Raw genomic sequence first — 20,362 nt, 5'->3', positions numbered from 1 at the left:
AACAGTAAGGTAATTACAGTCGATCTCGTCACAAAACACCCTTCTACGGAGTATGTATTCCCAACTGCTCCACGTAGTATCGATGTGCTTTTTCCGCGATTTTATCCGGGTCTTCCCAAAATTGCTCGTCCAACTTATCCAGTCTCTCTATCTCTTCCTCAGTAAGGAACTGCGGAATATCCCATAGCTGTGTAAGGCGCTTGTCTCCTGACAACCGTTCGATACAGGCATATCCAGATTGTATAATTTCGAGTGCATGAACCGCCCCAATCGCTTGTAGCGCTCGAACCGCATGGAGATATGCCGCTTCTCCCCAATTGCAGAAAAATTGAATAAACCCGCCGTTATAGAGGTCAGCTTCCAGCAGCCACAAGGCAGTGATCTCTTGTTCCTCTGGGGGTAAGGCATCCCAGCCAGAATCATTCTTCTTATCCACAAAGGACGATGCAAAATCGAACCAAATGTCGCAGATATCCGTCTTCTCCATTTTGTTTCCCCCTTTAATGTGTAGACCTTATGGATCAGAACATCATTTATACACACAATGTCGCTGCTTTCCTGTCTATTTATTAGGCTAATTTTCAATAGAGTTAACATTGCGAAAGAGCCAATAGCTGCTCCAGTCTTTCTTTAAGCGGCGACTCTGCTTTTCGTGCTGTTCCCTCCAGCTTCTTTACGCTTCCAAAGATTCGGCACACAACCATCTCACATTGATAATTCTCTTTGTCTTGCAATGCCTCGATAAGCGCCTCTGCAAGTTCAGGGCGGTCGATAGTCAGATTTTTTACCTTCGTCCCCTCGTCAATGCCTCCCAGCAACATAGATACGATCACTGGCATATGCTCTGGCTTGACGCCATGCGCCTCGATAAATGCCTGCGGATATCCATCCTGCACCATTTGGTGCTCTGTATCCACCATGCCCATATAACGGCATACCAATGGGAAATAATCCTCGCTATATAAGCCGAGGCCTAGTACAGCATAAGTGCCCGGCATAGCCGATTTCTCGCTGGGCTCCACATCGCTGTACCATGCGAACTCTTCCATTGCCGTCTCCGCATATTCTGCCACTTTGGGGAACAGCGCCGGATAGCTGAGTGCATTGGCAAAAAAACGATGCAGCTTGGACTTCGCCAGCTTTTTATACGGAAGGATATGCTTTTGGCTGCTTTTCAGCTTTAGGTTGTATTCTTTGGGGAAACCCTGCCGCAACAGATCGATGATATAATCGAGCGCTTCAGCGTATGCTGCCTCCTCTTCAGAGAGAATCCGGATGTCGATTGTCTTCGTCACATCATTGTTGTGGGCCTCTACTTTCTCTCCTCGATAGGTGCTCACAAATTTACCGCTGCCTATTTTCAAATAATCTGCTGCCCGCTTTGAACCCAATTGCGCCGCAAGTCCCAGGTACTTCAGCCGATTATCCGGCTCGGTGAAGCCAATTTGTACGGCTGCATAAATAAAGAACTCCAATTCTCCAGCATCTGCGGAAGAAGGAATCGCTTCCTCCTTCAACACCCATTCGTTTCGATAATAACCGGTTTGGTTAAAATGCTGCGGTAAAAAGTAATCCTCCGCCCAGCGTTTGAAGGTATAAGTATATCGGCTGGTCCATTCTTTTTTGCGTTCTTGGTTCTGCTTCAGCTTATCATTGAGTCGTCGGATCAACGGCTCGATTTCTTCTACTTCCTGCTTCATTAAATCAGGATTGACCAAATGACTGGCAAAAAAGAAATAGTCATCTTTTGCTGGTAGCACCGGTGGATCAGATAATACCTTTGATTGAATAAATTGCTCCAGGGTCTGTTTCAGTTGACTTAACTTTGGCTCATTGATGAACGGTTGGTTAAGTGATAATGTAGACTGTTCCCATTCAAACTCCAATACTACTTCAAACTTATAATCAAAGAAACGGATCCCCAGCTCCTCAGAGCGGAACAGTCGCTCTACCTGTTCGCACAAGGCAGGAAAGAATTCCTCAATGAGAAGTTCATCGGTTAACTCTGTTATGTATGCATCCGCATTTATTTTATACGAACTGTCACTCCAGGATAATGGCTTGTATACATCGATATGAATATTTCCATTTGCCCATGTAAACTTGCCTTTTCTCCATGCGACTCGAAGATAATCCTTCACTCCAGCCTGTAAACTTCTTTTATCCTTAAATTCGCTCAGCCTTTTGCTCTCTTTTGCGTAAATCGAAGTGACTTCTTCCCACACATCATTCAGAAAAGCTTGTACAGCCTGATTCAACGTTCTTTCCTCCCAACCAAGAAATAAATATGCTCCTGCCTACTGTTTTGATGTTCACATGCCCTGCTAATGAAAGCTAACCCCTGTTCAAAGGGCCCTGCTCCAATCTTTCCTTCAACCTTGTGGCAAGCTCTTTCCAGCGCATTCCCTCCGCCGTTCTACGGAGCTCAGACTCGTCCTTCTCCAGCCAGTACTCCCCTTCCATCAGTTCGTACATATCCATCAGCGTTATCTCGGGGGTGTCTGGATTCTCGAAGGCGGACAGCATAGGCTCTGAACCATCATCCCAGTTATAGCCGTTCACGACTGCATGCAGCAGAACTGGTGAATCTAAGAGACGAATCTTCTCACTCATACTGCTCAGTGACTCTTCATATAAAATTTCATCAACAGCTCCCTCTTCTTGCGCCGTCAACGATAGACGAACCGCTCCTTCCGTAGCGAGAAGCAGATCTGCAATGTTCTGATCACTACGAGCCGCGTTTGTTGCGAGCGTGGATCAGCTCTGTTGGTATAATGTAGCCGTCAACCTATCTTCAACACAAATAAACATATAGAAAATTCCTTCACCATATTGGTCAAAATCAGCCCAGTTCATCTGGCCGAAAAACCGCATTCTTTGGGCGCAGCAAGGGCAATGCGGATAGTCGGCATCCTGCACCCAGCTTGGGTGGCCTCCGATTTGCGAGTTTTGCTGAGTCAATGTCCAAGATGAAGCATAGTACGGAGAGTGAGGCTCAGATGCTAGGCTAAGCTTCATATCTTCAACTGCAACGCTGATGTCCTCATCATCCAGACTAGGCAAATAATCGGGCTTCTGATTGAATTGACTCCAGGCCGGTTCCCCCTGTTGATCGAGCTCCATGTAAATGGTGCTGAAGCTTCCGCAGTGCTCGCATGTTGCTACTTGCAGGCGTTCTGTAGACAGGCCGAGATACGACAAGGATGGATGAGTGGTATCCGCGTCCATCAAGACAGTGAGCTTTCTCTCGCACCATGGACAATGGGAATTGCTGGTCATTAGGAAGTGCGCAGCAGACGTCTCCGCTCCTGAATCTACCTGCTGTTCATCCGTTGCACGAATCGCGTAGCATAAATTACTGATCAAATCACGTCTTTCCCCATTCGATGAGAGCTCCCAGCCCCCCTCTAAGGCATACACGTCAGGATTGACGAACAACTGTCCCGCCCACTTCGGCGGATGCAGCCGCCATTCCTCAAATTGTCTCACAACCTCTGAGTCACCAATCCAGCTCAGTATGAGTAGGATATGATTGCGGTTGTCGTCGTCCCATTCCACTTGCTGGAGCAGGCGATCCCGTATTTCGGACGGTGCATCTTTAAATAAGATCGAGGAATGATATAGGTCACGCTCTATAAGCTTGGGCAGAACTTCTGAAATATCATCATTCCGGTAACACACGAGCGATAATAGGATTTGTTCTGCTTCATCCTCATGGCCTGCATCCAATTGCTCCACCGCATACTTTAGCATTTGCCCCGCCTCTGCAACTGTTAAAGATACATAGATTTGTTCTCTACTATACGGGTAAGCAACATATTGAATCAGCGGATTATATGTTCTTTGCGTATGCATAACCTTCAAAATGTCTATCGGGTTCGTCAAGCCTTCATACAAATTCACCGTTTTGCGATGCTGATTAATATACGCTTGCCGTTTCTTCCGTTCTTGTTCCTGTTGGCAGGGCATGCAGATACCGCCTGTTTTAGTCGCCGTAGTCGGCAGGATCGTCGAGCTGCAGCCTTCCGTTTTGCATGGAATGCGTTCTGCCATAGTTGAGTACCCTCCATATGTTGTTCTTTCATCTAACAATCACGATTCGGTTCATTTTGGAAAATGTCCTTTAAGATAGGAACTCCAGAGTCTACTGACAAATGCATTGGCGAGCTTGCTGTCGAAGGCCTTGGCAATGAGACCAAAGTCATCAGATACATAACTGGCCAGCTCGGAATTTTGCGTGAGTCGAAACGTTTGCTTGAATGCATATTCTCGAATATCTCGAATTGTCGCACTTTCAGTGGGGTCTTTCTTATGTAATGTTTCATAGCTAGCATTCCATGCCGCATCGAATGCAGATGATTCTCGAGCGTCTAATTCTGAATCCCAATCCCCTTCTACAAAAAAGACTTTTTCAAAAAAGCCGTCAGTTCGGATGATAGTAAAAATTTCATTTGCTGTTTTCAACGGAATCCCGCCTCTATCAAATTTATTCGTCAATCAACCTAACCTCAACATTCACCTTCCGTTCACGATCCGATATACAGCGCGTGCTCTGAGAAGGTTGCGGAATATCCCAGTCTATATAAGTCGAAATACGATGCGAACGGGTCGCCCTTAAGTCTGTAGCGGTGCCACTGCAAATAATAAGAAATCCAATAATCGCAGGCAATCGAGTAATAGGCCTCGTCTAGAATTTCAATCGGTGCATCATAATCCTTGTGCTCACTCACAACCTAGCTGCTCGCCATGTCTCCTCAGCACATCTTGAGGCACATCTGCAACCTTACTAGTAAAATAGCCTGGCACCGTGTCACCGCCAAAATCCGCGGGATCGAGGATGTCATACATTTGTACAATTCGCTGTAAATAGGCGTCTCCATCTTGCAGCGGCGCAAAGGTAGCCTCCACCCCTTTACCGCTCGGCATATACATTTGAAAATATCCATAGAGCGAGTCCTCATCAATCATTTCATCGGCTTCTACTTCTTCATCCATGAGATGGAGCAGGTATCTTGCGTATGACTGCTTATCCAAAGTAATCCTCTCCTTATCGCAAATAAGCGGAGTTATAAGTTCTCATTCGTATATTTTAGTACAAAAAAAGACCTTATGGCTAAAATAAGGCCTTTTTTGTGCGATTATTGGCAGATTTACGAACTTTCATCTTTTCATTTCATTTTCCTTCAGAATTCCCGATGGACCCAGTTTCCCTTCTTCCCAAACTTGCAGATGTAATGAAGCGATAACCTCCGCATCGGCAAATTTGTTAGCCCATTCCTTTTTTATCCCTTTCCATGCATAAGGATGTTGCCGGTGAAAGGCTTCCCCGAATCCAAAAATATCTGTACCGAGGGCTTGTGCTTCTTGGATTACCTTTTGAACAAATTTGCCGGTTTGTCTATTTAGCTCTTGCTGTACCAATATCACGTTTTTAGACTCGCTTAAGTCTAGTCGCGTGTTATTTTCCCGAATTGTACCTTTTCCGCCAAGTGTAACGGTAATACTAACCTTATTGCCGCGCTGGGATGTTTTGATGTTTCTCTTCAAATGGTCTAACTCAACTAAAATGTTTCCCTTCTCCCCAGGAATATTGACGGTGAAGACATTGGAATTTAATTTCCCTACGATCCATTGCCGGATGAAACTCTCCTTCATCGGCAAATAGGTAACGAGACGGTTTTCCTTATCGAAAATAGCGAAGCCCCTTAGCTTCATCTCAGGAGCTGTTTGTTCCGAACCTTCTTTAGAAGGGCTGTCCGTTTTTTCAACGGCAGGCAAAATGGGGCAACTTTCCTCGCTCGAAGCGGCCATCAAAAAGTTTCGCAAGGTGAGATCTGGATTTAACCCAGCAGCCTCATGCATTTTGACAAGAGCATTCGCCGAAAGGCGTTCCAACGGATAGGGTAATTCAAGAAAATCCTGCACCGATCCGCCTTTCAAAACGAACATATCTGCTCGCAGCCGTACAATGGGATCCCGGCTTAATTGATCCAAAATTGTTGCAAGACCATGTCGTGCTAACTCTTCCCCAATCAGAATTACCCTGCGATGCCCGGAAAACCATGTACGGGAAACTTTAAGTTGCATATCCCTAGCGGCTTCGTACAGATTTTTACCAGTTCCCGAGACAGTAACAAAAGCCTTGTTGCCCTGACTTGCCGATTTACCGCTGCCCATTTTCGATGGGAGCGCAAACTGTGTCGTCCCCCGATACGTTCCATCTTTGTTCAGATCAAATCCCCACGCGATAATAATGGCTCGATCATTCAATTCTTTGCGATCCCAGCAACCTGTCGTCAACAGCATGAGCAAAATGAAAATAAGAAAAATCACCCTGTTTTGTTTCATTGTTGCCTCACCTTCTTGTTGGATCTCTTTTTACGGATCGTCCCGACAATCCATAATAAAAGAGGAATTCCGAATACGTTAATCGGCATGACATAGGGCAGCCAAAATTTTTGTGGGTAATCGATCATGGCCTGTGCGATGTTTTTTGGCAATAGTGAAAAACCGAATACGATCGGAACAACGACCCAGATTAACTTTCGCCAATCTTTTATGTTCAACCATTGTGCGGTTCCGTAAGTAGTGGCAAACAGGAATAAAGAAAGCTTGGTAAAAACAGAGAACATCCAGACGACCACAACCAGGATATCAACATTTTGAATGAAACCCAAAACGGAAATAAAACGTGACATATCATAGAAAGGAAACCACATCCGCGAAGAAAGTAACGGCCCAAACGTCATAATAGCCACCGCTCCCGCCACAAAAACCAATAAAGACGGGACAGCCATTCCCCACATTGCCCGTGGGAGCGCTTGGCGGGTATCGGATAGAAAGCAAAACACCATCATCAATATGACCGTTTCACTATAATAAGCAGCGGTTGGGAGTGCCCCTTTCAAAATCGGCCCTAACCCGGAATCGGCGTAAACTGGAGTTAATTGCTGCCAATCCAGATGATTCAAGCTAAGAACGCAGGTACCCAAAACCATTAGGACTATAATAGGACCCACAATTTCACTGCAACGGGCGATGCCCTCAATACCGCTTGTATAAATAACATAAACCGCTAAGATCAATTGTGTGAACAATAGCACTGTTAACGGTGTTTTCTCAAATAATGCTAGGTGTAAAAAATCCGAGGAGTCGCGCAAGATTACTCCATCTACCGAATACCACATCACAAAGTAAGGGAGGACAATGATTTTTCCCAACCATTTTCCCAGTATCGTTTGGCTAAATTGGATAAAGGTTTGATCCGGGTATAGCAGACTTATCTTAGCAGCAAGGTATACTACGCCAAGCCCGATGATTCCCGAAAGTAAAACGGAAATCCAAGCATCTTGCTTGGCCTCAGCGATCGCTGGAGTCAACGTAAACAGTATACCTGATGCGGTTTCAGTACTCACTATCAGCCAAAAGAGCTGTAGTCCGGAGATTTTCATAAGACTTGCTCCTATCCAATGCAATTCATGTTGGTGTGTAAATATCTATTTATGTACGTTTCCCACGTTGCGGATCAGGCTTTTGACCTTCCGGAATGCGCTCTTTATCCCTTCCTGCAAAAAATGGGCGATCTCGCATAGCCCATCGCGGCGCTCGTATAAAAATATCCTTTGAATTTCCGGGAATCTCGGGGGAAACCGGAGTGAGATAAGGCACTCCAAAAGAACGCAGATTTACTAAATGAATAAGCAGTACAATCAATCCAAGGCCAATTCCATATAAACCCAGCGCCCCCGCCAAGATCAGAAGAGGAAACCGAACGAGTCGAAAGGCGAGCCCAACATTATATCGTGGAATAGAAAATGATGCGATGCCAGTAAATGCGACAACAATGACCAGAGGAGCAGCAACGATCCCCGCATTGACTGCAGATTCTCCAATCACCAATGCTCCAACCATGCTAACCGCTGAACCGATCGGTTTGGGCAAACGAATCCCGGCTTCCCTTAATGCCTCGAACATAAATTCCATCAAGAGCGCCTCTACAACGGCCGGAAAAGGAACGCCTTCGCGAGCGGCGGCGATACTCAGCAATAATTCTGCTGGTACTAACTCCGGATGGAACGTCGTAGCTGCAACATAAAGGGAAGGAAGGAGTATCGAAATGAAAAGCAACGTGAACCGCAGCCATCGAATGGCTGTGGAATAGATAAAATGCTCATAATAGTCTTCTGCCGCCTGAAGGGCCGACCAAAAGGTCATGGGAACGATAAGTACAAACGGGGAACCGTTAACAATAATCCCGATTTTGCCTTCCAACAAACTTGAAAGTACAACATCAGGCCGTTCCGTGTTCTGCACGGTTGGAAATGGGGAGAAGGGAGCATCTTCGATAAATTCTTCAATGAATCCGGAATCCAGTACTGCATCAATCTCAATCCGGCTAACTCTCTTTCGGACCTCGTCCAGGATGGAATCTTCTACAATGCCTTCAATGTACACCAAGGCCACATCCGTCTGAGACAATGCACCGATGGTTACCGCTTCGGTTTTCAGCCTTGGGCTTTTTAACCTTCGACGCAGCAAACTCGTATTCGTTCGTAAGGATTCGGTAAATCCTTCACGGGGACCGCGTACTACGGATTCGGTTTCCGGTTCAGTAACCTGACGCTTTTCAAAATTAGTAAGATCGGCGAGCAAAACCTGGTGCTCCCCCGCTGCAAACACGGCGACGTGGCCACTTAAAATGTCCTGTACTGTTTCTGATACACGATCTGTTAGCTTGATTTGCCGGGTAGCGACAGCTTGATTAGCTATCAATTCTCCCAAGCATTCCAGTTTACTCAACTCATTCGGCAATCCCGGGTTGATTAGCGGCTTCAGAATGGTTTCTTCCAAGCTTACACTGTCAATCATCCCATCAACATAGATCAATAGTGCTTGCATTTGCCCATGAAGCTGAACTGAACGATATACAACATCCGAACAGTTTCGGAACAGCTCGTTCATCATTTGCTCATTTTGTTGTAAATCAAAAGTGAACTGCTGATTCAGAAGGCACGCATCTTCTTGCAGCACAATTTCCCTCTTGGCCCGTTTTTTAAGGAATGAATTCAAAAACCGCTGAGTAATACGTGTCATAAGGAAATCTCCCGAATTTAATAATTTATACCGATTATTAATCCCCAATCCAGGGACATTCATACAACATTCGAAGCCCTCGAACTAACAGGCGAGACTTCGATATGATATGTAACCCCTTTAACCAACAGGCATGACCGCCATTAGCCAGAACGTCAAGAAGATCGCCAACCATCTGGCCAAGTGGGCCGGATAGGGCGATCCACAACTCGTCTCCAATCTCTACACCATATAACGGCTCAATAGATTGGTGAATATGATAGCTGCCTCCGGCTCTTTCCACCGTAATCTGCGCCAATGGACGTTCTCCGAGCGTGCCTACAAACCGTACAGAGGTCACGACGGCAGCTCCCTGCTTCCCTTTTTGCAAACGGAGCTCCTTCTCGTAATCGTCTTTTCGCATGACAACCGGAATGACCACACCGGCTTTCACAGGAAAACCTTTCGGGACGAAGAGACTGTTCGACTTGCACAGCCGTTCTGCTTCATCGGTCAGAATGGTTTCCAGCATCATCAGTTGACGATCCGAAATCGTATTGGAATTCCTCGATGCGGATCACTTCTCCCTGAATGGTCACTTGCTTGTTGTCTTCGAAGCTTACTGCATTCCCATAGCTGTAGATTCTAGCCGCATCTTGAGACAATGCGAGGTTAGCCCTCTCCCCAATGCGGTATGCAAACCCAGAGAGCTCCAATGCAGGCACAGCATAATCCCGGCCGTCAGCCGTAAAGTGGAGCTGTAATACCCGGCTGCGATTGATTTGCCCGCGTTCTTCGATCCGACTTAAGACAGCATCCTTGATCATCTTCAGTCCATCTTGCTCCGGAATGTTATCCTCCGTGACAAATACTGCGCTGTTCTTCCTCCGATTGTAGCTGATGACGACCGGATCCCCAACCTTCACTCCGTTCAAGAATGATAGGACTTTCTTGATCGCTACCTCTTTTGTCTGTCCTTCATCCGTGAACCTGACGGTAAAGCGAACTAGCGGCTGGTTGTTTATGTAGGTTCCTGTCTCTTCCATTCTAGCGATTGTGCCTGGGAAAATTGTGCCTTCAGCGTTTTTCCACCCTATATCTTCTCCCTTCCAATTCCAATCAAGTCCATTCTAGAGATATGTCCTTTTTACCATGTAAAAAAAATAATCAGGAGTTAAAGAACCTCCGTGATTCAGTGATCGTTAAGCAGCAAGGGGTTCCATGCCTGATTATGGCTAGTATGCGAGTAAAGGAAGTCAGCAATCAACCTATCCCTCACAATGATATGGGAAAAGATACATCTATCCTATTTGTTGCGTCTTTTTTTCTATGTATATTGGCATGGTAAATAGATCAAATGTCACATTTACAATCGAAGCCCTTTATTGTGAACAACATAACACACCATTTATAGAGCAAGCTGCTCCATTTTTATCAGCATTTTAAAATTGTTACTTGACCTTAGGTCAAACCTAAGGTATATCGTTGAGATATTCCAAGCTATTCCCTTAGGAGTGAACATGATGAAAAGTGAAATTACAATTAGTGAATTAGCGAAGCTGATGAATGTGTCAGTCCATCAAATACGTTACTTTGAAGAGAAAGGCGTTCTTCACCCCAGCTACACAGCTAACAACCAGTATCGCATGTATGACATGGAGCAAGTGTACCAGTTGGCGCAAATTCTGCTGCTTCGCAAGCTTGAAGTGCCTGTTTCATCCATTAAGGAGTGTATGACTTCCTTCTCTGCGGATCAATATCGACAGCTGCTTCATTCTTCCCTGTGCGATATCGAAGCGGAAATACGGCGGCTTAAGGAGACGCAACAGTTCATCAGAAAAGTGCTGCAGGAGCAGCGATACGAAATGGAAAAGTCCAATTCTTATCCTATCAAGCGACGAGATATCACCTATTTCACACGTTGGATAGAGACGGATTCCCTTACAAAGCTTACTGCCAAACAATTGGTTGAGCAATCAAAGCCCATTCCGAACTTGTTCGAAATGGATATTCACTATATTTATCATGATGATGTTAGCCACAGCTTATGTTTGGAAGCACAGAACCCTGGCGTTGGGGATTTTGCTCTACCTGGGGGGGATTATTTAACACAGCAGTGCGTCATTGAAGAAGAGGATGAACTTGATGAAATCATTGAACAGTTTTATCAATATGCGGCTGCGCAATCTTATGTTCTCTCAGGCCCTCTAATCCTGATTGAAAAATCATATTTATCTTTATTTAGCAACAACAAGTTGCACTACGAGCTGCAAATCTTGGTAGAGCCTATAGCCAATTCTAAAGGAGGCAATGATCATGACTGCGCGACAAATCACGATTGAACCGATGCAAGATAAGTACAATGCACAGGTTGGCCGATTGCTCGTTCATGGGTTCCGCGGGAAATTTCAACACCTAACGAAGTTGAGTGAGGAGAATCTTGCTTTCTTTTTCGAGAAGCTGTTGGAGCAATCCCCTTCTGAACCGGCAAGCTGTAGAATTGTCGCCCTGCAAGCGGGAGAAATGATCGGTACGTTATCGATCAAATGGGGTGCAAGTGCAGAAGTTCAGGAAACAACGAGCAAGCTTCCCGTGTGGAAGGATGTTAATTACATTGGAAAATGGAACCTCCTTATACTGGTAATTGGATTATCCCTACTAGAACATAAGCCGTTAGCTAAGGAATGTTATATTGCTGACGTGGCTGTCCACCCCCATCATAGAAGCAAAGGAGTTGGAAGATTGCTGTTGGAATGGGCGCAGCAGTTTGCCCTAGCGGAACTAGGCCTGAGCTTACTAAGCTTGCACGTCGCAGGTTCAAATCCGCGGGCAAAACAGTTGTATGAGCAGTTATCCTTCTCTACCTATAAACAAGAATATAGTATTCTGCGTCACTTCTTTTTCAATGAAGGAACATGGAATTATATGACCCGAAGATTGAAATCATAGAGAGCTATTCACAAGGAGAAAATAAGATGAAAAAGAAACTAGCGATATCCTTACTATTGATTGTTTTGATTTTTGGCGGTACTGGACTATATATTTTGAATCAGTACGATTTTGATATGGATGAACAGGCTGTTGAAATCCAGACGCCTCAAGGCAAATTAACAGGCAGCTTCGTCCTGCCTAAGAGCTACACGAACAAACTTGGACTTGTATTATTCATTCATGGGGACGGCCCTATTGACGCTACACACGAGGACGGCTATAAGCCGCTATGGGAACGGCTGGCTTCCCTTGGATATGCTTCTTTGTCTCTTAACAAAAGAGGCATTAACGGTTCGGAAGGCAATTGGGAGCATCAAAGCATAGATGACCGAGTGAAAGAAGCCCGTCAGGCGATTGCCTGGGCAAAACAGCAGCCAATGATTGATGAAAAGCAGATTGGGGTGTGGGGAGCGAGTCAGGCGGGCTGGGTCATTCCGAAGCTTGCCAAGCAGGAGCAGCTCGCTTTCAGCCTTCTTCTATCCCCTGCGATCAACTGGATTAGTCAAGGGCAATACAATACACGCAGGGAAATGCTGGCTGTAGGGAAATCGGAAGCAGAAATTCAAGACAGACTGGCCTATAACCGACAAGTGCGACAGTTGTTAGAGAAACATGCTTCCTATGAAGAGTATGCCAAAATCGCACGTGAAAATAGCTTGATGTCGAGAGACAGATGGATATTTGCCGGCAAAAATTTCTTGTCGGATGCCACGGATGATCTTCGCAACTTCAACTCGCCTGTACTGCTGATTCTAGGTGAAGAAGATTTGCAGGTCGATGTGAAGGATACGGAGCGGGTCTATCGAGACATTGTGAAGCCTGGATTGTTGACCGTTGCTGTCTTCCCTGACGCGGATCATTCTATGCTGAGCAAGCAAACAGCGAATTCGAATTTGCGGGCATTATTGATTAGTCTATTCGCTCCAAGACAAATTACGATCCCGGGTTATATGGATGCGATCGAGCAGTTTCTGAGGAAACTTCCCGTCTTTCAAGTCGGCTGATATCGGCTTACCCTTCCTCCTCCACTGGACTGCATATTCCTTTAAACGGTACGCACCAACTTGTATCCGGACATAAACCTGGATTTTCTTCACAAAGTAAGCTAGCGTAATAAGGATTCTTTTTGCTGAGATTTTTAAAATAACAGACAATCTCGTGATTACGATTGGCCAAACTATTCAATTGAAATGAGACCGGATATTTCGTTTTAACATGCTCATAGAATAACCCGTCTCTCGTAAACGGAGGCGGATACGATTGTTCCGGCAAGGTTGGAATAATGTCATGAATATTGAAAATGCGAATGCTGTTCTTAACCGTTTGATCGAATTTTGATGCAAACACAGGGCTTGCGACACGCGGGCTGCCGTACGTATATACAATAGGTTTCGTAAAGGGAGTGTTAACTGCAATATCATAAGCAGCCAACACGGCTAAGGCTCCTCCTAAACTATGGCCTGTCACAAACAGTGTTTTCGATGTAGAAAGCTTGCTAAGTTCTCTAATCAACGCTTCCCTTGCGGAATGATAGATACATGTGAATCCGCGATGAGTACATCCAGATTCGTGGACAAACGGATAAGGAATCTGATATAAATCTTGATCCGACTCATTGTCCTTGAATGTTCGGGTTCCTCTGAAGACGACGATAATTCGACGCTTCGATTGTGCAATATAACCGAACACTTCCTCTTCCGGCTCTTCAACGCCAGCAAGAGCTCGAATGATCCATGAAACGGAAAATCTTTTGGGGAGTACAAATGGTTCTTCTTCAAAAAGTTGATAGGCTTGATGGATCATGGTTGATAGCAAGATGGCGTCTTCTGCGTCAAAACGATGTTCTAATTTGGATACTTTCATCTAGGCAGCTCCCTTTACGAATCAAGTCTCTATCCTCTTAGCATGTTCCCTCAAACGGAACGCACATGTTGGCATTGGGGCAAAAACCTGGATTGTTGCTGCATAACATCTCGGCGAAAACAGGGCTCTTCTTGCTGAGGGATGTAAAGTAACATGCAATGTTGTCATTTCGGGTAACCGTATTCAGTTGAAATGCGAGCGGGTACTTGGTTTTGACATGCTGATATCGTATCCCCTGCTTCGTAAACGGAGGCGGATAATGCCGAGCAGGAAACGTGGGAAATGAATCGTGTATATTCACAATCCGAACCTTATTGGCAACCACGCTGTTGAACCGGCTGGCAAAGCGCGGGTCTCCAATACGAGGACTGCCGTACGTATATACGATAGGGTTCTTAAACTTCGTGTTTACGGCAATGTCTAAAGCGGCTAACGTAGCCAAAGCTCCACCATAGTTGTGGCCGGTAATATATAGTTTCTTTGCCGCAGACAGATGATTCAGTTTTTCGATTAGTTTTGTTCGGGTTGATTGATAAATACAGGTGAATCCACGAGAGGTCTTCCCCGCATTTGGAACGAATGGATACTGTACTTGAAGGATGTCATACGCTGCTAACAAATCTGCCGGATAGGCAGCATACCCTCTGAAAGCGATAATGATTTGATCTGAGGACTCTGCAATAAAACCAAACACGATTTCTGTAGGATTCTCAACATTTGCGAATGCATGAATCGTATAGACAAGCTTATATTCCGATGGCAAGACAAGTGTTCCTTCTAAGTACAATGGATACGTCTGATAGCACATAGCAGCAAGCAAGATTGCTGTCTTGCTATGAAAAGAAGATCCCATATTAATAATTCCTCTCTTATGTCCAAGTCGATCAGTTGCTTATGAGCATGGTATTCTTAACAGGGTTAACAACTTCGGCTCTCCCCTGTTCTAAGTATATGCCTAGAGACATGATATGATGTTCTACTTACGTATGCCTGTCGCCACCTCACTTCATTTACATTCACGGGAAATAATACAGCCAGCCGTAGATTGATTATCGACGACTGGCTATTTGCAATTGAAAAATAATATAAGATTTTATTTCATTACATCATGCGTTGTTGAATTTCACTCGCGAGAAGCCAATGTTTCAGGGATAAGCCGCATGGCTTCATTTTTATATATTCTCCTGCTTCAATGCATCGATAATGTTCTCTTTCTTTACCTTGGCACTGGAATATAACATGGCTGAACCGACGATGATAAATACGGCAGCAATGACCGAGAGAATACTCACCCAAGAAAAAGCAAACTCAAAATGAAAGCGTTGCGACAATGCGCTATGAATGAGATACATGACAACGAAGCTTAGAGGAAGGCCGAACAAGAGCGATTTCACTCCATAAAAAATGCTTTCGTAGTTCATCATTTTCGCAAAGCCCTTAGGTGTCATACCAACTGATTTCAGCATCGCGAATTCCCGTTTCCGCAGCGAGATGCTCGTTGAGATTGTATTGAAGATGTTCGCGATTGAAATAGCTGAAATCAAAACAATAAAGCCATACGAGAAGACGGACATGATCAAAATCCTTTGTTCTTCCACGGCTCTGGACTGGTATTCATTCAAAAAGGACAGATTAGAATCTCTGAATTCTTCAATCTCCTGCTGTGTCTTCAAAGGATCTTTGCTTTTTAAAAATAATTGAGACTGACCGTATGCCCCAATCTTTTCATCAATGAGTCGCTCCAAGACACGTTTTGATACGACAATATCTAACTCGCCTACTGCTGATGAACGTATCCCCATAGGCAATTGATCCGTCTTCGCAGCGATGGTTACCTCTTTTAAATCTGTTTCTTTATTTGTTTCTTCGCTTATATAGCTCAACTGAAGACTTTGACCGATTTTTGCATGAATATTCTTCGTTTGCACAAATTTATTGGTCGCCTCGTCCTTATATTGAATCGTATCCACCACGATCGCGGCGGGATGATCTGGATTCATCAGCTGTTCGACATTTGCGCCAACCGCTTTGGCATAGGCTTGCAAGCTCGAATCGTTCATGGCATTAATATTTATGTCATAAAGGTATTTCCCTTCCTTCAGTACACTCCTATCCTTCTTGACCGCTTCTTGCAGCTCATTGGCGATTGCAGCTTCTCCGATCCAGGCGTTAACCCTGTACATTTCCGTCACATTGTATTCGGTCACACCGTCAAGGGATACAATCGATTGAACCGTCGTATCGTCCATTTGATTCCCATTGTTGTACCAGATGTGAATGTCGTAATTAACACCTTCAAGTGAGAGTGCTAGAGATTGCTTGAGATTGGCGGTATAAAATGACACCGTTAAAAACAGGACGATGCTGATTATGATTGAAAATACGGTGGCATGGTATCTTCGTTTATTTCGTTTTATATTTTTCAATCCGATCTCGGCTTCGATGCCGAATAGCTTGCGCATGAGCTTCGACGTTTTTACGGCTCTCCTTGTAAGTTTCACATCGGCAGTTTGGCGAATTGCGTCAATAGCAGAGATCTTGGAAGCTTTTATTGCCGGGACAAATGTCGAAATGAAAATCGTCAACATCGAAACAACGCAGGCAATCAGGAGCGACATTGGCGTGATGATGAGTGTTAATTTTTCCGTAGTCACAAGTGCCCCTTGCATGATGGGATTGATGAACAAGAAGGTTATCCCTATCCCGGCAAGACCGCAGAGGATCCCGATGGGAATGCTGATTGCTCCTATGATGACACCTTCAAAGAACACCGAATTCCGCTTCTGCCGCTTGGTCGCCCCGACGCTTGCAAGCATCCCTAGATGACGGGAACGCTCTGAGACGGATATCGCAAATGCATTGTAGATCAACGAGATCGAGCCGATGATGATGACCGCCATAATGATAACTGATAAAGAAATCAACATGCTGCTAGAGGCTTTGTTTTTCGACAAGCCATAATAGTGAAGCAACTCGTGATTATATAGGACGTTCTCGATGTTGTTGCTATTCGCCAGCTGTTCTGCATGCTCAAACAAAGAACGATCAACGGTTTTCAGGACAACTGCCGCATTGACTCGATCTGTTGCCTTTATACTGGTTTCATCGATATAGCTTATGATGGTATGTCCAGGCGCCCATGCCGGTTCCATGACGGGACGTTTGATGCAGCCTACCACCGTGTATTCCTTATTCGTGATTAGCTGTAAGGATTCAGTCAATTTTCCATTTTCATATCGCAACATCTCTGATTGATCCAGCGGTTTCTCGTTGCCCTTCTCGAATCGTTCGCCGACTGACAAGGTTAAGTGGTCGCCAATTTTATAGTTGACCTTTTCGTTCTTCACGATGGCTTCCGATATCACGACCTCCTTGTCTGTTTGAGGCAGTCGTCCCTTGCTCAACTGAATGGGAAAATGCGTGAAACCCTGTGCATTATACGCCTGGATAAATAAATAGGGCTTACTTGAGTTTTGTTTCCCTACTAACGGAGCATAGCCGAGATCTTGGGTGATCGTGACGACTTTGGTTGCATCATCGTTCTGAATGGCTTCAAGCTGTTCTTTGCTTACATTTTGATAAAGGACATGCCATTCTCCACCATCTGCGATGGTTTGCCTTTTCATGAGATCCAAAAAAGAAAAGCCAAGCGTTGCCACAGCCGTCACCATAGCAACCGAAATGATGACGCCTATGATCGTGACCAGTGTACGCCGTTTATTTTGCATCAAATGTCTGATCGTGAGTGTATTGACGATATTCATGGGCGGATCACCTCGTCCTTGGCAATCCTTCCGTCTTCAATGGAAATGATCCTATCGGCCTGCAAGGCGATTCGTTCGTCGTGTGTAATCACGATCAACGTCTGCTGATAGGCCTTATTTAACATCTTTAACAAGTCAACGATCTCACTGCTATTTTTGCTGTCTAAATTCCCCGTTGGCTCATCTGCAAGCATGATCGCAGGATTGCTAATGAGTGCTCTGCCGATCGAGACCCTTTGCTGTTGTCCGCCAGATAGCTGGTTAGGCAGGTGGTTTAGCCGATGCTTTAAATTCAATGTCCCAACAAGCACGTCCAATTGCTTTTTGTCTACCTTTTGTTTATCCAGCAAAAGCGGCAGCGTCATATTCTCTTCCACGGTCAGGACGGGAATGAGATTGAAAAACTGATAAATCAGGCCGATTTGCCTCCGCCGAAAGATGGCCAGCTGCGTTTCGTCCAAGGCATACATGTCTGTATCCTCAACGAACACTTTGCCGCTAGTCGGCCGATCCACACCCCCCAGCAGATGCAGAAGTGTCGATTTTCCCGACCCAGAGGGTCCAATAATCGCGACGAATTCCCCTTTCCGCACGGAAAAAGATACATCATCAAGTGCTGTGACTGCCGATTCGCCTTTCCCATATTGTTTAGACAGATGGTCGATTCGTAAAATTTCCATGTTATAACCTCCATAGCGTTGCTGATGGATATCATTTTATCTGTCCAACATGACTATCCAGTGACTGTGAAAGTGACGATTTAGTCACTTTCGGTTAAATGACCTGCTTATAAATTTTAATCCGAAACGCAGTACCGTTTTTACCGTCGCTCATCACATCGATCACTCCGCTCTGGCTTGCGATAATACTATGAGCCATAGCTAGACCGATGCCGATACTCCCCTCTCCTGCATGCTTCCCTCTATAAAACCGTTTAAAAATGTACGGCAAATCTTCTTTCGGGATGCCCTTGCCGTTATCGGCAATGATAATTTCCGTGAATAGCGCATTTTCTGTAAATGAAATGGCGATTGCTCCGCCTTCCTGCGTATGCTCGACTCCATTTTTCAAAATATTAATGACCGCTTCACATGTCCAATTGAAATCACCAATAAATGAGACGTTGTCATCTCCGTTGATCGTAACCGTCTGTTCCTTAATATCCATCGGAATCAGGACGGGTTCTAACGCCTTCTGGATCAGTTGTTTGACCAATATTGGCTCTTTTTTGAACAGAATTGTTTTGGCATCAATTTTTGATAGCTTTAAAAGTGACGATACAAGCCAATCAATCCGTTCCAACTGAATCCGAATATTGTGGGTGAATTCCATTCTTTTGACTGGCGGCAGATCAGCGCTGCTTAACAAATCCGCCATTACCGTCATAGAGGTAAGCGGCGTTTTGAGCTGATGCGAAATATCTGAAATGGCGTCCGTCAATTGCATTTTGTCTCGCTGCAGCAGCGATCGCTGCTCGGATAGCATAAGTGTCACTTTGTATATGTCGTTTTTTAAAATGCTGAGCTCGCCTTCTTGGTTATCGCGTACGTCGAGCGAATCATTGCCGCTGCTGATTTCGCGCAAATAGACAGAAAGCTTCTCAAGCTCGCGGTATCTCCATCTTGTAAATACCAAGCAGCTTCCCATCAGCAGAAGTGAATGGATGACAACAAGTGCTAATGAAGCAGGCGATAAAAAAGCGGCGGCAGCGATCGCTGCTGCGCTGATTGTGCCCATGACTGCCAATAGGAGTTGTATTTCTCGATTGCGGAGCATCTAATCACCAACCTTGTAGCCGAATCCGCGGACCGTTTTAATCAACGTCGGTTGCTGCGGCTCATCCTCCAGCTTTTCCCGCAGTCTCTTGATATACACGGTAAGCGTATTATCGTTCACGAATTCGCCTGCCACATCCCAAATCTGCTCCAAAAGCTGATTTCTCGTAAGAACCTGCCCGATATGATTGGCAAAGATCAGTAACAACCGGTATTCTAATGCGGTCAATAGGATTTCAGCCCGCTCTTTGTACACTTTGCCTTCCAGCGTATTGATGCGTACATTTCCGATATCAATGATTGTTTTTGCATTGGATGGTTTATGGTATCTCCGCAACACAGACTTGATCCGTGACAGTAGCTCGCGAACTCGAAAAGGCTTCGTAATATAATCATCGGCTCCTATATCCAGCCCCATGACGACATTGACTTCATCGTCAATTGCAGTTAAGAAGATAACCGGAATATCTTGCCGCTCCTTCACCATTTTACACAGTTCATATCCGCTTCCGTCTGGAAGCGACAAATCAAACAGGCATAACGCAAATTGATCAATGTCTTCACGAAGCATTTTCTTAGCCGATGCGACATCATGGCACAAAGCGGTATCAAAATGATCCTGCTGCAGTGAGTATTCCAGTCCAGTCGCGATCGTTTTATCATCTTCCACAATTAATATTTTCATTAATCGATCATCCTTACTCTATGATTAAATTCATTCTTTCATCTTGTTGTCGACGACATTATATACTCTATCATTTTCTGATGGGAAGAGGTTTCATGCTTAATTAGCAAGATTAATATTATGCTTAAGAAAAATTTATGTTTATTTTGACATAAAAATTCAAATTACGACATAATCATTGATATACATTTTTTGTATCATAAACTAGAATA

The 20,362-nt window shown here is 44.8% G+C and carries 21 protein-coding genes; 3 read left to right on the top strand and 18 right to left on the bottom strand.

From position 1 onward, the window contains the following. Positions 1-43: 43 nt before the first annotated feature. The 12 genes from ACQ5BJ_RS02910 to ACQ5BJ_RS02855 all read right to left on the bottom strand — a co-directional run bounded on the left by ACQ5BJ_RS02910 (position 44) and on the right by ACQ5BJ_RS02855 (position 10,118). Positions 44-487: a DMP19 family protein gene (locus ACQ5BJ_RS02910; protein WP_430108404.1), complete on the bottom strand. Its 444-nt coding sequence runs from the start codon at positions 485-487 to the stop codon at positions 44-46. Positions 488-590: 103 nt separating this feature from the next. Continuing rightward, on the bottom strand, positions 591-2,258 hold the full coding sequence (locus ACQ5BJ_RS02905; protein ID WP_430108401.1) for a DUF6138 family protein: 1,668 nt from the start codon (positions 2,256-2,258) through the stop codon (positions 591-593). A 76-nt stretch (positions 2,259-2,334) separates the two neighbouring features. Then, positions 2,335-2,673, bottom strand: a complete 339-nt coding sequence (locus ACQ5BJ_RS02900) for a DUF4274 domain-containing protein (protein ID WP_430108399.1) — start codon at positions 2,671-2,673, stop codon at positions 2,335-2,337. Between the two features lie 84 nt (positions 2,674-2,757). Further along, positions 2,758-4,053, bottom strand: a complete 1,296-nt coding sequence (locus ACQ5BJ_RS02895) for a DUF1963 domain-containing protein (protein ID WP_430108396.1) — start codon at positions 4,051-4,053, stop codon at positions 2,758-2,760. Positions 4,054-4,104: 51 nt separating this feature from the next. After that, on the bottom strand, positions 4,105-4,464 hold the full coding sequence (locus ACQ5BJ_RS02890; RefSeq protein ID WP_430108393.1) for a hypothetical protein: 360 nt from the start codon (positions 4,462-4,464) through the stop codon (positions 4,105-4,107). Positions 4,465-4,526: 62 nt separating this feature from the next. Beyond that, a complete protein-coding gene (locus ACQ5BJ_RS02885) occupies positions 4,527-4,730 on the bottom strand; it encodes a hypothetical protein (RefSeq protein ID WP_430108390.1) in 204 nt (67 codons plus the stop codon). Then, on the bottom strand, positions 4,723-5,034 hold the full coding sequence (locus ACQ5BJ_RS02880) for a hypothetical protein (RefSeq protein ID WP_430108387.1): 312 nt from the start codon (positions 5,032-5,034) through the stop codon (positions 4,723-4,725). The genes ACQ5BJ_RS02885 and ACQ5BJ_RS02880 overlap by 8 nt, the downstream gene beginning before the upstream one ends. Before the next feature lie 126 nt (positions 5,035-5,160). After that, positions 5,161-6,348 (bottom strand): Ger(x)C family spore germination protein, encoded by a 1,188-nt coding sequence (locus tag ACQ5BJ_RS02875; RefSeq protein ID WP_430108385.1) that lies wholly within the window; start codon positions 6,346-6,348, stop codon positions 5,161-5,163. After that, positions 6,345-7,451 carry a GerAB/ArcD/ProY family transporter gene (locus tag ACQ5BJ_RS02870; protein ID WP_268620220.1) on the bottom strand — a complete coding sequence of 369 codons (1,107 nt, stop codon included), beginning with the start codon at positions 7,449-7,451 and terminating at the stop codon, positions 6,345-6,347. Before ACQ5BJ_RS02870 ends, ACQ5BJ_RS02875 begins: the two co-directional genes overlap by 4 nt. 49 nt (positions 7,452-7,500) lie before the next feature. After that, the gene (locus ACQ5BJ_RS02865) at positions 7,501-9,093 is read right to left on the bottom strand and encodes a spore germination protein (protein ID WP_430108380.1); all 1,593 of its coding nucleotides are present in this window, start codon (positions 9,091-9,093) and stop codon (positions 7,501-7,503) included. Positions 9,094-9,130: 37 nt separating this feature from the next. Further along, positions 9,131-9,607, bottom strand: coding sequence for a hypothetical protein (locus tag ACQ5BJ_RS02860; protein WP_430108377.1), 477 nt, complete (start codon positions 9,605-9,607; stop codon positions 9,131-9,133). Then, complete coding sequence (locus tag ACQ5BJ_RS02855) at positions 9,579-10,118, bottom strand: hypothetical protein (RefSeq protein ID WP_430108374.1); 540 nt, start codon at positions 10,116-10,118, stop codon at positions 9,579-9,581. Before ACQ5BJ_RS02855 ends, ACQ5BJ_RS02860 begins: the two co-directional genes overlap by 29 nt. A gap of 474 nt (positions 10,119-10,592) precedes the next feature. Between ACQ5BJ_RS02855 and ACQ5BJ_RS02850 the strand changes: the two genes are divergently transcribed. Genes ACQ5BJ_RS02850 through ACQ5BJ_RS02840 form a run of 3 tightly spaced genes read left to right on the top strand, consistent with a single transcriptional unit; the run spans position 10,593 to position 13,067 of the window. Next, entirely contained in the window at positions 10,593-11,414 is an 822-nt protein-coding gene (locus ACQ5BJ_RS02850; protein ID WP_430108371.1) for a MerR family transcriptional regulator, read from the top strand. After that, positions 11,389-12,021, top strand: coding sequence for a GNAT family N-acetyltransferase (locus ACQ5BJ_RS02845; protein ID WP_289355676.1), 633 nt, complete (start codon positions 11,389-11,391; stop codon positions 12,019-12,021). Before ACQ5BJ_RS02850 ends, ACQ5BJ_RS02845 begins: the two co-directional genes overlap by 26 nt. A gap of 26 nt (positions 12,022-12,047) precedes the next feature. After that, positions 12,048-13,067 carry an alpha/beta hydrolase family protein gene (locus ACQ5BJ_RS02840; RefSeq protein WP_430108368.1) on the top strand — a complete coding sequence of 340 codons (1,020 nt, stop codon included), beginning with the start codon at positions 12,048-12,050 and terminating at the stop codon, positions 13,065-13,067. Between the two features lie 7 nt (positions 13,068-13,074). Here the strand turns inward: ACQ5BJ_RS02840 and ACQ5BJ_RS02835 are convergent, their stop codons facing one another. The 6 genes from ACQ5BJ_RS02835 to ACQ5BJ_RS02810 all read right to left on the bottom strand — a co-directional run bounded on the left by ACQ5BJ_RS02835 (position 13,075) and on the right by ACQ5BJ_RS02810 (position 20,150). Continuing rightward, positions 13,075-13,926 (bottom strand): lipase family protein, encoded by an 852-nt coding sequence (locus ACQ5BJ_RS02835; RefSeq protein WP_430108366.1) that lies wholly within the window; start codon positions 13,924-13,926, stop codon positions 13,075-13,077. A gap of 37 nt (positions 13,927-13,963) precedes the next feature. Further along, the gene (locus tag ACQ5BJ_RS02830; protein WP_430108364.1) at positions 13,964-14,779 is read right to left on the bottom strand and encodes a lipase family protein; all 816 of its coding nucleotides are present in this window, start codon (positions 14,777-14,779) and stop codon (positions 13,964-13,966) included. A gap of 319 nt (positions 14,780-15,098) precedes the next feature. Next, positions 15,099-17,690 carry an FtsX-like permease family protein gene (locus ACQ5BJ_RS02825; protein WP_430108362.1) on the bottom strand — a complete coding sequence of 864 codons (2,592 nt, stop codon included), beginning with the start codon at positions 17,688-17,690 and terminating at the stop codon, positions 15,099-15,101. Continuing rightward, positions 17,687-18,370 (bottom strand): ABC transporter ATP-binding protein, encoded by a 684-nt coding sequence (locus ACQ5BJ_RS02820; protein WP_005550785.1) that lies wholly within the window; start codon positions 18,368-18,370, stop codon positions 17,687-17,689. Before ACQ5BJ_RS02820 ends, ACQ5BJ_RS02825 begins: the two co-directional genes overlap by 4 nt. A 94-nt stretch (positions 18,371-18,464) precedes the next feature. Next, positions 18,465-19,466 (bottom strand): sensor histidine kinase, encoded by a 1,002-nt coding sequence (locus tag ACQ5BJ_RS02815; RefSeq protein WP_005550786.1) that lies wholly within the window; start codon positions 19,464-19,466, stop codon positions 18,465-18,467. Then, positions 19,467-20,150 carry a response regulator transcription factor gene (locus ACQ5BJ_RS02810; protein ID WP_430108356.1) on the bottom strand — a complete coding sequence of 228 codons (684 nt, stop codon included), beginning with the start codon at positions 20,148-20,150 and terminating at the stop codon, positions 19,467-19,469. It abuts the gene before it with no gap. Between the last annotated feature and the right edge of the window lie 212 nt (positions 20,151-20,362).

The sequence above is a fragment of the Paenibacillus sp. B1-35 genome (genome assembly GCF_050474385.1).
Taxonomy (GTDB): domain Bacteria; phylum Bacillota; class Bacilli; order Paenibacillales; family Paenibacillaceae; genus Paenibacillus_B; species Paenibacillus_B alvei.
This window is presented reverse-complemented; position numbering and strand designations above follow the sequence as displayed.

Bases quoted from the DNA above. Each gene is read 5' to 3' on its own strand.
- ACQ5BJ_RS02875 (WP_430108385.1), bottom strand. From the start codon at position 6,348: ATGAAACAAAACAGGGTGATTTTTCTTATTTTCATTTTGCTCATGCTG.
- ACQ5BJ_RS02850 (WP_430108371.1), top strand. From the start codon at position 10,593: ATGATGAAAAGTGAAATTACAATTAGTGAATTAGCGAAGCTGATGAAT.
- ACQ5BJ_RS02910 (WP_430108404.1), bottom strand. From the start codon at position 487: ATGGAGAAGACGGATATCTGCGACATTTGGTTCGATTTTGCATCGTCC.
- ACQ5BJ_RS02840 (WP_430108368.1), top strand. From the start codon at position 12,048: ATGAAAAAGAAACTAGCGATATCCTTACTATTGATTGTTTTGATTTTT.
- ACQ5BJ_RS02845 (WP_289355676.1), top strand. From the start codon at position 11,389: ATGACTGCGCGACAAATCACGATTGAACCGATGCAAGATAAGTACAAT.
- ACQ5BJ_RS02865 (WP_430108380.1), bottom strand. From the start codon at position 9,093: ATGACACGTATTACTCAGCGGTTTTTGAATTCATTCCTTAAAAAACGG.
- ACQ5BJ_RS02820 (WP_005550785.1), bottom strand. From the start codon at position 18,370: ATGGAAATTTTACGAATCGACCATCTGTCTAAACAATATGGGAAAGGC.
- ACQ5BJ_RS02825 (WP_430108362.1), bottom strand. From the start codon at position 17,690: ATGAATATCGTCAATACACTCACGATCAGACATTTGATGCAAAATAAA.
- ACQ5BJ_RS02855 (WP_430108374.1), bottom strand. From the start codon at position 10,118: ATGGAAGAGACAGGAACCTACATAAACAACCAGCCGCTAGTTCGCTTT.
- ACQ5BJ_RS02815 (WP_005550786.1), bottom strand. From the start codon at position 19,466: ATGCTCCGCAATCGAGAAATACAACTCCTATTGGCAGTCATGGGCACA.
- ACQ5BJ_RS02895 (WP_430108396.1), bottom strand. From the start codon at position 4,053: ATGGCAGAACGCATTCCATGCAAAACGGAAGGCTGCAGCTCGACGATC.
- ACQ5BJ_RS02860 (WP_430108377.1), bottom strand. From the start codon at position 9,607: ATGATGCTGGAAACCATTCTGACCGATGAAGCAGAACGGCTGTGCAAG.
- ACQ5BJ_RS02835 (WP_430108366.1), bottom strand. From the start codon at position 13,926: ATGAAAGTATCCAAATTAGAACATCGTTTTGACGCAGAAGACGCCATC.
- ACQ5BJ_RS02810 (WP_430108356.1), bottom strand. From the start codon at position 20,150: ATGAAAATATTAATTGTGGAAGATGATAAAACGATCGCGACTGGACTG.
- ACQ5BJ_RS02830 (WP_430108364.1), bottom strand. From the start codon at position 14,779: ATGGGATCTTCTTTTCATAGCAAGACAGCAATCTTGCTTGCTGCTATG.
- ACQ5BJ_RS02870 (WP_268620220.1), bottom strand. From the start codon at position 7,451: ATGAAAATCTCCGGACTACAGCTCTTTTGGCTGATAGTGAGTACTGAA.